The organism is Nonomuraea sp. NPDC049129 (assembly GCF_040648495.1).
In the GTDB taxonomy this organism is placed as follows: Bacteria; Actinomycetota; Actinomycetes; order Streptosporangiales; family Streptosporangiaceae; genus Nonomuraea.
Window position 1 is genome coordinate 57,440 of record NZ_JBEZDU010000011.1, and the last position, 12,477, is coordinate 69,916.

Sequence of the window (12,477 nt, forward strand, 5' to 3'; positions counted from 1 at the left end):
AGGCCCTGAGGCTTGAAGTAGCGCCCCAAGTGCGTCCCCTCCGGCTCGCCCGTTCCCGCGCACCGTGCGATCTGACCCCATGCGAAGAGAAGTGGAAAGATGTCGTTTCTGGCTAGATTGAGCCTTGCCCAACGGGGGCTCATCGCGCTCATCACGGTCGTGGTGCTCGCGTTCGGCGTTTACGTCACCCCGGCGCTGCAGCAGCAACTCCTGCCCTCCCTGTCGTTCCCCCAGGTATCGGTCGTGGCGTCATACGCCGGCGCCGCTCCGGAGATCGTCGAGGACCGGGTCACAGTGCCGCTGGAGGAGGGGGTACGCGGGGTCACCGGCGTCACCGGGGTGAACTCGACTTCGCGGGAGTCCAGCGCGACGGTTCAGGTGGCTTTCGACTTCGGGACCGACATCGACGACGCGCAGAGCAAGATCCAGCAGGTGGTCAGCGGGCTGGCCGACCGGCTGCCGGACAGGGTTGAGCCGAAGGTGGTCGTGGGGAGTACCGACGACCTGCCGGTCATCCAGCTCGCCGCTGCTTCCGACAAGTCGCAGCAGCGGCTCGCCGAGCAGTTGACCACCCATGTGGTCCCGACGCTCACCGGCATCGAGGGGGTCAAGGAGGCCTCCGTCACGGGTACCCGTGATCAGGTCATCACCATCACCCCCGACGCCGATGAGCTGAAGAAGAAGGGGCTGGACACCAGCGCGATCTCCACCGCCATCCAGGGTGCTGGCCAGCCGATTCCCGCCGGATCCCTGACCCATGCGGACACGACGCTGAGCGTCCAGGTCGGCGGCAGGTTCGAGTCGATCAAGGACCTCAAGGACCTCTACCTCGCCCCCGCCGCGCAGGCATCCCAGCCTCAGGCCCAGGCCCAACCCGCAGGCCAGGATCAGCGGCCAGGCTCGCCGCAGGCCACCCCGACCGCCGCAAATGCCGCAAAAACCGAGAAGGCCGACAAGCCGAAGCCCGTACGGCTCGGCGACGTGGCCACCGTGAAGCTGGGACTCGCCGAATCGACCACGCTCACCCGCACCGACGGCAAGCCCAGCCTGGGTGTCTCGATCACCATGAAGCCCGGTGGCAACGCCGTGTCGATCTCCGAGGACGTACGCGCCAAGCTGCCCGCCCTAGCCTCCGCCCTAGGCACGGACGCCGCCCTCACCATCGTCTACGACCAGGCGCCGGAGGTGGAGAAGTCGATCGAGAGCCTGACCACCGAGGGACTGCTGGGCCTGGCCATGGCCGTGCTGATCATCCTGGTCTTCCTGTTCTCGCTGCGCTCCACGCTGGTCACCGCAGTCTCCATCCCCCTGTCGGTGCTGATCGCGTTGATCGCGCTATGGGCCTGGGACTACTCGCTCAATATGCTCACTCTCGGCGCGCTCACCATCGCCATCGGCCGCGTCGTGGACGACTCGATCGTGGTCTTGGAGAACATCAAACGCCATCTCTCTTACGGCGAGCAGAAACGGCAGGCGATCGAGAACGGTGTACGCGAGGTCGCGGGCGCGGTGACCGCCTCCACCCTCACCACCGTGGCGGTGTTCCTGCCGATCGCCTTTGTCGGTGGTTTCGTCGGCGAGCTGTTCGGCCCGTTCTCCATCACCGTCACGGTGGCCCTGCTAGCGTCTCTGCTGGTGTCGCTGACCGTCGTACCGGTGCTGAGCTACTGGTTCCTCAAGCCGCCCAAGAACGGTGACCGGCACAAGGCGGAGGAGAAGGAGCGCCGCAGTCTGCTCCAGCGCGCCTACGTCCCGGTGATCCGCTTCGCCACCCGGCACCGGCTCACGACGGTCGCCGGTGCTCTGGCGATCCTCATTGGCACGCTCGCCCTGGTCCCCCGGCTGGAGACCAGCTTCATCGACAACGCGGGGCAGGACACGGTCAACATCACCCAGAACCTGCCCGTCGGCACCTCCCTGGCTGCGGCCGACACGAAGGCCAAGGAGGTCGAGAAGGTCCTGACCGGCCTCGACGCGGTCAAGTCGTACCAGGTCACCGTAGGCGGCGCGAGCGGCGTCGGGTTCGCGGGCGCAGGTCCGAACGGAGGCGGCGGGGGTACGGCCCGCGCCAGCTACTCGCTCACCCTGCGCGAGAACAGTGACACCGCGGCCGTCGAGAACATCCTGCGCGACCAGCTGGGCAAGCTGCCCGACGCCGGAGAGATCAGCATCGGCGAGACGGGCGGCTTCGGCGGCGACGGGCTCGAAGTCCTGGTACACGCCAGTGAACAGGACACGTTGAGCGACGCGGCGCGAGTCGTACAGCAGACCATGTCGGCCATCCCCGGCGTCACCGAGGTGACCAGCGGTCTGGCCGAGACCGCGCCCCGCATCGACGTCACCGTCGATCGCAAGGAGGCCGCGGAGCGCGGCCTCACGGAGGCCGCTGTCGGCCAGCTGGTCTCCCAGGCGTTCCGTGGCAGCACCGTGACGCAGCTGACCTTCGACGGCACCACCGCCGACGTCGTCGTGGACACCGGCGACGCGCCCGTCTCGCTCGGCGAGCTGCGCAAGCTCGACCTGCCCGGGAAGGGGGAGCTCGCCGACGTGGCCGAGGTCAAGCAGGTCAACGGGCCCGTTTCGGTCAGCCGTGTCGACGGGGAGCGTACCGTCACCGTCTCCGGCAAGAGCACCGGTGCCGACCTCGGCGCCATCAGCGCGGACCTGGACAGCCGGCTCGCCAAGCTGACACTGCCCGCCGGCGCCACCTACTCCGTTGGCGGTGCCAGCGCCGACCAGGACGAAGCCTTCGGCAGCCTCGGGCTGGCCCTGGTGGCGGCCATCGCGCTGGTGTTCTTCGTCATGGTCGCCACCTTCCGCAGCCTCATTCAGCCGCTGCTGCTCCTGGTGTCGATCCCGTTCGCCGCCACGGGGGCGATCGGGCTGCTGCTCATCACCGGTACGTCGCTCGGGCTGGCGGCGATGATCGGGCTGCTGATGCTGGTCGGCATCGTGGTCACCAACGCCATCGTGCTGCTGGACCTGATCAACCAGTACCGCGGTCAGGGGATGCCGCTGCATGAGGCCGTCGTGGAAGGCGGGCGCAACAGGCTCCGGCCCATCCTGATGACCGCGCTGGCCACGATCTTCGCGCTGCTGCCGATGGCTCTGGGCATCACCGGCGGGGGCGGGTTCATCTCCAAGCCGCTCGCGATCGTGGTCATCGGCGGGCTGATCAGTTCGACGTTGCTCACGCTGATCCTGGTCCCAACCCTGTACACCATGGTCGAAAGCCGGAAGGAGAAGATCCGGGCCAGACGCGCGCCGCGATCCGCCGTACCACCCATTGCCGAGACCCCCGGGGAGCCGGCAGTTGTTTCCGGAGGACATCGATGACCAACACGACCCGCGGCCGGAGCGTCCTCCGGGATTTCCAGCCCTCGAAGCTTCCGCATCCCACGGTCGAGATCGTCATCCCCGTCTACAACGAGGAGCGGGCGCTCCCAGGATGTCTGCGTACCCTTCACGCACACCTCAGTCAGTGGATGCCGTTCCCCTGGCGGCTCACCGTGGCGGACAACGCGAGCGTTGACCGGACGCTGGAGGTGGCCCGGGAGCTGGCCGCCGAGCTGCCCGGCACGAACGTGGTCCACCTCGACAGGAAAGGGCGCGGGCTCGCGCTGCGTACGGTGTGGGGCGCGAGCGAGGCCGACATCGTCGTCTACATGGACGTCGACCTGTCCACGCGCCTGGACGCGCTGATGCCGCTGATCGCCCCGCTCGCCAGCGGCCACTCCGACCTCGCCATCGGCAGCCGCCTGGCTCCCGGGGCGCGTACCGTGCGCGGACCGCGCCGCGAGCTGATCTCCCGCTGCTACAACGCGATCATCCGGCTCACTCACGGAGCCCGGTTCAGCGACGCGCAGTGCGGCTTCAAGGCGGCCCGTACGGACGTGCTCGGCCCGCTGCTCGAACGAACCCAGGACGACGCCTGGTTCTTCGACACCGAGCTACTGCTGCTCGCCGAGCACAACGGGCTGCGCATCCACGAGGTCCCGGTCGACTGGGTCGAGGATGTCGACACCCGGGTCGATGTCGTCAGCACCGCCACGGACGATCTGCGCGGGCTGTGGCGGGTGGCCCGCATGAAGGCGTCGGGCGCCGCGCGGGCTCCGTTGCCGAGTCGCCCCGCCCCAGCCGCCGAGCACCCCGACGCCGTACTGGCTCCCAGCAGGGCACGCTCCCGGATCACCTGGGAGGTCGGCTGTTTCGTGGCGATCGGCGTGCTCTCGACGGCCGGTCAGGCCCTGCTCTATTGGCTGCTGCGCGCCTGGTGGCCGCCTGCGCTCGCGAACCTGGTGTCGCTGCTGGTCCTCACCGTGCTCAACACGGAGGCCAACCGCCGTCTCACCTTCCGCTGGTCCGGTACGGGGGCTGGCCGGGCGCACCTGGGAGCCGGTGCCTTGTTCCTGCTCGGGTACGTCATCACCTCCGCCGCCGTGCTGCTGTTCCGCGAGGTACAGCCGGAGGCGTCGGCCGCGGCCGAGACGCTGGTGCTCACCGCCTCGTCCGTGCTGGTCACCGTTGTCCGCTTCCTGGTGCTGCGGCTGGCCGTCTTCCGCCGCAGCACCCCCTGATCCTTTCCAGAGAGTGACGTACGAGATGACTCCGCCATCCACCCCCCGCCCGCTCCCCAGACGGGTGGCGCTCGCGGTGATCCTGCTCCTGGCCGCCGGACTGTACGGCTGGGCTCTGGGCTCCCTCGGCTGGGGCAACAGCTACTACTCCGCCGCTGTGAAGTCGATGGGCCAGAGCTGGACGAACTTCCTGTTCGGCGCGTACGACCCAGCGGGCGTGATCACCGTCGACAAGCCGCCGGCGGCGCTGTGGCCGCAGGTGCTCAGTACCAAGATCTTCGGTCTGCACGGCTGGGCGATGATCCTGCCTCAGGTGCTGGAGGGCATCGCCACGGTGTTCCTCCTGCACCGGACCGTACGTCTGTGGGCAGGTGAAGCGGCCGGGCTGCTGGCCGCGCTGGTTCTGACGCTGACCCCGATCACGGTGGCGATCAACCGCGACAACAACCCTGACACCCTGCTGGTGCTGACGCTGGTGGCGGCGGCGTACGCGCTGACCCGGGCCTTGCGGACAACCTCCGGGCTGAGGTGGTTGTGCGCGGCCGGGTTCCTGATCGGCCTCGGCTTCATGACCAAGATGCTGGCCGCCTGGATGGTGATCCCGGCGTTCGCGGCGGCCTGGTTGGTCGGCGCGCGCGGGCCCTGGCTCGGGCGGCTCGGCAAGCTGCTGATCGGGGGCGTCGTGCTTGTGGTGTCCTCTCTGTGGTGGGTCGCCGTGGTTGCGCTCTGGCCGGGGAACCGTCCGTACATCGGGGGCAGTACTGACGGCAGCGCCTGGGACCTGGTCGTCGGCTACAACGGCCTCGGCCGGATCCTCGGCGGTGACGGCCCAGGCGGCTTCAGCATCTCCTTCGGCGGAGCGGCCGGCCTGGGCCGGCTCTTCAACGACCAGGTCGGCGGGCAGATCAGCTGGCTGCTGCCGTTGTGCGGAGTGGCGCTGGTGCTGGCCGTGGCTGGCGCCGTACTGCGCTGGCGTGGGGTCACGATGCCCGGTGAGCCGCTCGCCGCTGCCGGATGGGTGCTGTGGGGAACATGGCTGGTGGTCTGCGGCCTGGTGTTCGCCACCCAGAAGGGGACCTTTCACCCGTACTACACGACTCAGCTGGCCCCGGCGGTCGCCGCCGTCACCGCCGGCTTCGCCACGACGTTGGCCCGTGCCCACCGGGCGGGGGCTCGCTGGGCGCTCCCGCTGGGAGCCGGGGCCGTCGCGGTGACCACGGCCTTGGCCTATGTCGTGATCGCTCGGGTCCCGTCCTGGAACGGCTGGGTGGCGTGGCTTGTGGGTGCGGCCGGAGTGGCGGCGGTCGTCCTGCTCCTTCTGTGCGCGGGTCGGCGAGGACGGCTGCCCGCCGGTCGACGACGGCTGCCCGCCGCCTTCGGCATCGCGGTCCTGGCGGTGCTTTCGGCGCCTGCGGCCTGGGCGATCAGCGTCCCCAGCGCCACGTCGGCGATGGGCGGCGCCAACCCCACCGCAGGGCCACCCACCATGCCGTTCGGCCGCGGGGCAGGCGGAGGCGGCCCAGCTCCGGGCGGCTTCGAACTCCCAGAAGGCATGCAACTCCCACCAGGCATGGAACTCCCGGAAGGGATGCAGCTCCCCGAAGGATTTCCTGGGGGATTTCCTGGCGGGAACGGTGGCATGCCACCCGGGCTCTTGGGAGGCGGCGCCGAGCTCGCCCCCGACCAGCGCAAGGTCCTGGACTATGCCGTCAAGCAGTCCGGCTCCGCCCGGATCAAACTCGCCACCGAGGGCGGCGCCATGTTCGCCTCCTCTTTCATCCTGAACAGTGACGCCACCGTCATCGGCATGGGCGGCTTCATCGGCATCGACGACGCCCCGACCGTCCAGCAGTTGAAGGACTGGACGAGTTCGGGGCAACTACGCTTCGTCCTGGGATCCGGTCGGGGCGGCTTCGGCGCCATGATGGGCGGGGCGAGCACGCACCGCTCGCAATGGCTGAAAGAGAACTGCACCGAAGTCCCCGCCGCCGCGTATGGGGGAAGTCCCACCGCCTCCACACCGAGCAGTCCAATGACAGGAGGCGGCACCACCCTCTACGACTGCGCCGCGAAGCACTGACGCACGGCGCCGCCCGTCCGGCAGGGCTCAGGAGATGGGCTCTGGGGGCGGGCTCCGCCGCGAGCACCAGACCCGACTTGCCGCCCCACTGCCGGTACAGAGTTGCCGTGCTCGAAAGAGTGCGGGCGGCGACGGTGGGCATGGTGAGCGCCTTCTAGCTCACTTCACGCGACGGCTCCACGACGGCCGCATACAACAGCTCTGCCCCCGGAGCGGGGGATGGACGAGCCCGCCGAACGCCGGTGCCTCCCTCCGCGGCGGGCGTCGGCTCCATCGCTCTATCAGAAACAAAAATGGGTCGTTTCGATAGAGGGTTGGCTCATGGCGCAACTCGAGGTGAGGTGCCAGCCGCAGCTCCCGCGCACCCGCAGGAGCGACTGTCCGGAAGGTACGACAAGTAGGAGAGGCTCGGGATCGCAACGGATCGGGAATTGGACATTACCCCTTTCGATCTTGCGTTCGATATAAGAGGAATGTAAAGATCAACTTGCCCTTCTCTCCGCACCGATCGAGGTGAACTTGAACGCACCAAGACGATCACGACGTGCTCATTCACGATTACTCATCGCAGTTATGACGCTCTCTGTGACCGCGTCACTTCTTCCCGCAGAGCAAGCCGCCGCCCAGCCATCTCCCACACCGACGCCCTCCGCTAAGGACACCGCACTCCTCTCTCCGGTTGACTCGGCCAAGGCAGAGGCGAAAGAGGCTGGCCGTGAGGTGGAGATCCCCAGCCTGCACACCGAAGCCTCGACCACCTATGCCAACAGCGACGGCAAGACCCTCAGCACCGAGTTCTATACCGACCCCATCCGCTTCAAACTGGGCGACGCCTGGCAACCCGTCGACACCACACTGGTGGCAGACAACGGCACCATCAAGCCGCGCGCCACCAAGGCCGGCCTCGCGATCTCGCCCGGCGGCAGCACCGACCTGCTCACCGTGAAGAGCGGGCGCGACGGGTCGGCGATCAAGATCTCCGCTCCCCAGAAGCTGGCCGCTCCGAAGCTGTCGGGCAACAGAGCGGAATATGCGAACGCCTACGGTCCGGGCATCGACCTCGCGATCACCGCGACGCCGACGGGATTCCGGCAAGAAGCGATCATCAGGCAACGACCTGCTAGCCCGCTGAAACTCGCAGTACCCGTCCAACTACCCGCCGGTCTCTCCTTCAACGAGACCTCCTCAGGGAAGCTATCTCTGCGCGACAGCTCTGCCAAGGGCAAGCGCCGCACGACCGAAATCCCGGCCCCGCTGCTGACGGACGCCGGCGCGAACCTCAGCGTCGGCGAGGAAGGGCAAGTCGGCAAGGTGACCACTGCGGTAGAGAAAACCGCGGCAGGTCAGACGCTCACCTACAAACCCGACGCCAACTTCCTGGCCGATCCGGACGTCACCTACCCGGTCACCCTCGTCGTAGCCGACGACATCATCTGGACCCAACTGCCGAACGCCAACGACACGTTCATCAACAACTCCTCCTACCAGAACGGCTACGCCAACAGCGGCGCCTACCACCTGCAAGCCGGCATGACCAACAGCGGAACGGTCCGCTGGCGCACCTACATCCGCTTCGAGGACATCCCCGCGGACTCCCCGCTGCGTGGCGGCCGGGTGACCAACGCCGACCTCGTTCTGTGGAACTTCGACTCCAACGACTGCGGCCTACCAGTCGGCTCCGGCATCACCGCCCGCCGGGTCACCCAGCGGTGGGACGTCTCCACGCTCACGTGGAGCAACCAGCCGACGGTGACCAGTGAGGATGCCAACACCGAAAAGGGCGCCTACAAGCCGACATGCACCCGCGGCTACATGGACTATGAACATGACCTGATCCACTCCGTGAACGGCATCGTCCAGGACTGGGCCGACGGCCAGCCCAACTACGGATTCCAGCTCACCTCTGGAAACGAATCCGAGAGCACCAACTGGCGCGCCTACCGCTCGAAGGAATGGGGGAGCAACAGCGACGGCTCCCACGGCCCCAAACTCATCATTGGCTACGAGCCCGCGACGTACGTCGTAGTGCCCCGCGGCTATGAAGGCGCAACCCCGCCCCAGACCACCTGGGAGGAGGACAAGGCGTGGATAGACGCGGGCAACGTCTACAACGGCGAGCTTCCTCCTGCAAAGGCCCTGACGCCAGAAGAGGCGATGGCCGAGGCTAAGGCGGACGGCAGATCGGCCAAGACCCGCTTCCTTGACGCCTACTATCCGGACGATCTCACCGATCAGGAGTTGGTGGACAGCATGACGTCCGAGGAGGATCCTCCTCCGGACGAGGTGCCGCCCGACCCCAATCCCTTGCCCGTGGAGGACACCACACCGCCGGATGTTTCGAGTACCACTCCCTCAAACGGGCAGACCGGTATCTCGGTCGGCAGTTCAATCAAGGCAGTGTTCAACGAACCAGTGACCGGTGCCCAGATCGTGGTGAAGGATGCGCTAGGCGCCGAGGTGGCTGGGAATGCGGCCATGGACTCCGCGGAGACCACACTCACCTTTATTCCGGGCGCGCCCCTGACTCCCGGGACCGCTTACACCGCCAAAATCAGCGAGGCAAAAGACTACGCCGGAAATCCGATGGCGGCGGCTCACTCGTGGTCGTTCACCACGGGCGGCCCGGACACCGACGCACCGACCGTGACCGCGATCGAGCCTGGCCGGGACGCCACCAACGTGCCGCAAAGCACCACAGTGAAGGTGACGTTCAACGAGGTAGTGTCCGAGGCGCAGATCACGGTCAAGGACCAGTCGGACGTGGCCGTGCAGGGAACGCTGGCGGGCGGCAACGGCAACGGCAACACCGTATGGACTTTCACGCCGACATCCCCGCTCGCCGCCCAGACTGCGTACCGGGTCGAGGTCAGCGGCGCCAAGGACCCCTCGGGTAATCTCATGGCGCCCTACACCTGGTCGTTCACCACGACTGCGGCGGCGCCGCAGCCGATCCCGGGGCTCGTGGCTGCCTACGGCATGAACGAGGGCGCGGGTACGAGCGTTGCCGACTCTTCAGGGCAGAACAACACCGGCACTAGCAGCAGCACCACCTGGGCCAACGGCAAGTTCGGTAAGGCGTTGTCGTTCGACGGTTCCTCCAGTTGGGTGACCGTCGAAGATGCCGCGTCGCTTCGTCTGACGACCGGGATGACGCTCTCGGCCTGGGTCAACCCGACCACGGTGGCTGACTGGAGCAGCGTGGTGACCAAGGAATTGGACACCAACGGGGCTTCCTACAGCCTGTATGCCGCCAACGGCAGTTCGGTTCCGTCCGGCTGGGTACAGACCTCTCCTGCGGACCCTTCGACTGCCAATGGCATCTCGCCGTTGCCGGTGAGCACCTGGAGCCACCTGGCGCTCACCTACGACGGCGCCGCTCTGCGGTTGTTCGTCAACGGCCAGCAGGTCGCCCAGACTGCTCTGAGCGGCAGCCTCTACGACGACGGCAGCCCGCTGCGGATCGGCGGCAACGGCGTTTGGGGTGAGTTCTTCAGCGGCCTGATCGACGAGGTACGCGTCTACAACCGCGCCCAGACCGCAACCCAAATCCAAACCGACATGACCACCCCCGTGGGCTCCACTACGCCGGGACCCATCCCTACCCCTACCCCGACCCCCACCCCGACTCCCCCGACTCCGGTTCCAGGCCTGGTGGCGGCCTACGGCATGGAAGAGGGCACCGGCACGACCGTGGCCGACTCCTCCGGCCAGAACAACACTGGAGCGGCCCGGGACACCAGCTGGGCGGCAGGCAAGCACGGCAAGGCGTTGTCGTTCAACGGCTCCTCCAGCTGGGTCACCGTCGAGCATGCCGCGTCGCTGCGCTCAACGACCGCGCTGACACTCTCGGCGTGGGTGCGGCCTTCGGCACTGGGCACCGTCTGGCGCAGCGTGCTCATGAAGGAGCTGGACGAAGGCGGCGCCTATGGCCTGTACGCCTCCAATGGCACCGGGCCGGCGGGCTGGTTGCAAACCGCCGACGATGAAGGCGGGGTAGCAGGTAACAGCCTGTTACCGCTGAATCAGTGGAGTCATCTGGCGGTCACCTACGACGGCAGCATGGCCAGACTGTACGTCAACGGCACCCAGGTCGCGCAGTCCGCATTCACCGGCGAGCTTGCCGACGACGGCGGAGCGCTGCGGATCGGCGGCAACGGTGTCTGGGGTGAGTTCTTCAGCGGCCTGATCGACGAGGTACGCGTCTACAACCGCGCCCAGACCGCAACCCAAATCCAAACCGACATGACCACCCCAATCGGCGCCGCCACGGCACCGAATGGGACAGCGCGTACAAGCGCCGCTGCGGACCCCGCGATCGAGAAGCTGATGGTGAACGGCAGTCGCACTGTGGACGGCGTCACCGTCGTTTCCGCCCTCACCCCCCACCTGACCACCTGGCTTTCCGCCGGGCGCGATAACGAGGCGAAGGTGGAAATGGAAGTTGCCCACAAGCCCGACAAGACGGGCAAGGGTAGACAGTTAATCTGGTCAGGCCAGGCCACCGCCAAGTCCGGCGATTCCCGGGTGACGCTGCAGATGCCCCAGGGCAGACTGCGGGACGGCGAGGAAATGAGATGGCGAGCCCGCGTCACCGGACCCGGGAGCACAGGCGCATGGACAGGCTGGCAGGACCTCACTATTGACACTTCCAAGGCGGCGTCCAGAACCACTGCCGCAACAGCGATCTCCGACCCGACACCGGACGACATCAAACGAGTCCTGCCAAGCGGGAAGGCCACCTCCACGCCTAGCGCGACCTACCAGCAATGCCACAACGCGACAACGACCGGCCACGAGCCGTACGCGATCACACCGAACCGCTTTGCGCACTGTCGCTATTCCGGCTGGCAGGTAAACGTCTGGAGGTTTTTCCTTGATGTGATACCCGACAAGATCGCAACTATCGACGGGCACCAACTCACATACATTCAGGGGACCTTAGACAAGCGCGAATTCACGGTCAGCAAGCACATCTATATCGACAAGACCGACGGGGACATGCCCTCCGGCCTCCGCTTCGCCAGCAAGATCGGTTCCAACAGTCAGGGCTGCGTCGCGGGAACCTCGACCGGGATGACCGGCACATACACGGTGGACCAGTGGAAGCAACATGCCGGAGACCAATGGCATATAACAGAGGCCTACACGTCAGGCCCGGGATCGGGATACCACCTGAAGAGTGACTGTACGATCAACTATTCCGTCGTCTCCAAGCACCCGGACAACGACAAGGAGAGCAGCACCCCAATTTATGCCGAGGGCACGTTCCGCTGCGACAAGTCGCCTCAACAACGAGGATGGCACAACAAGCGGGGTGGCGGCTGCGTACACATGGCGGGCGTCCCATCGTTCACGATGACCAGGAACGACATCAATGACAAGGGCGTCAAGTTCCCGAACATGTATGACCACATCAAACGCGCGCTCACTCCCGGGTCGAAGACATACCCTATACCAGGAGGAAAGTCCTACCCAGACGAGACGCGACCAAAGAATATCCCTGGCGGGAGCTGGCAAAGCACGCTTACACGTCATGGATACGACCCCATCGGAGTGGGGAACCGCTCTGCCGCAGGCATCGTCTGCAAGAATGAACTCGGAGTAGACGAAGAAGAGGCAGAGGCTGGGTCCTGCGACGAGTTTCCGTTCGCGTCGACTCTCCAAGGAGCGGCGCGCGCCAATCCTCCGCACAACTTCTCGGTTGCGCGTATAGAAATAGGCGAGAATACGGCACACGGACGCGTACTGAAGGCGTGGTACCGGAACAATCGGATCCTGAACTACGATCAGTTCTGGGTGGACATCCAGTAATCCGCTCAC

4 protein-coding genes are annotated in these 12,477 nt (G+C 66.6%); all 4 read left to right on the plus strand.

Annotation, left to right across the window (positions count from 1 at the left end; translation table 11 throughout):
• Nucleotides 1-99: 99 nt before the first annotated feature.
• Nucleotides 100-3,336, plus strand: coding sequence for an efflux RND transporter permease subunit (locus tag AB0B64_RS31895; RefSeq protein ID WP_357943406.1), 3,237 nt, complete (start codon nucleotides 100-102; stop codon nucleotides 3,334-3,336).
• Nucleotides 3,333-4,577 carry a bifunctional glycosyltransferase family 2/GtrA family protein gene (locus tag AB0B64_RS31900; protein ID WP_357943404.1) on the plus strand — a complete coding sequence of 415 codons (1,245 nt, stop codon included), beginning with the start codon at nucleotides 3,333-3,335 and terminating at the stop codon, nucleotides 4,575-4,577. Before AB0B64_RS31895 ends, AB0B64_RS31900 begins: the two co-directional genes overlap by 4 nt.
• A 25-nt stretch (nucleotides 4,578-4,602) precedes the next feature.
• A complete protein-coding gene (locus AB0B64_RS31905; RefSeq protein ID WP_358181630.1) occupies nucleotides 4,603-6,657 on the plus strand; it encodes a glycosyltransferase family 39 protein in 2,055 nt (684 codons plus the stop codon).
• A 720-nt stretch (nucleotides 6,658-7,377) separates the two neighbouring features.
• Nucleotides 7,378-12,468 (plus strand): LamG-like jellyroll fold domain-containing protein, encoded by a 5,091-nt coding sequence (locus AB0B64_RS31910; RefSeq protein ID WP_358181633.1) that lies wholly within the window; start codon nucleotides 7,378-7,380, stop codon nucleotides 12,466-12,468.
• Nucleotides 12,469-12,477: the final 9 nt, after the last annotated feature.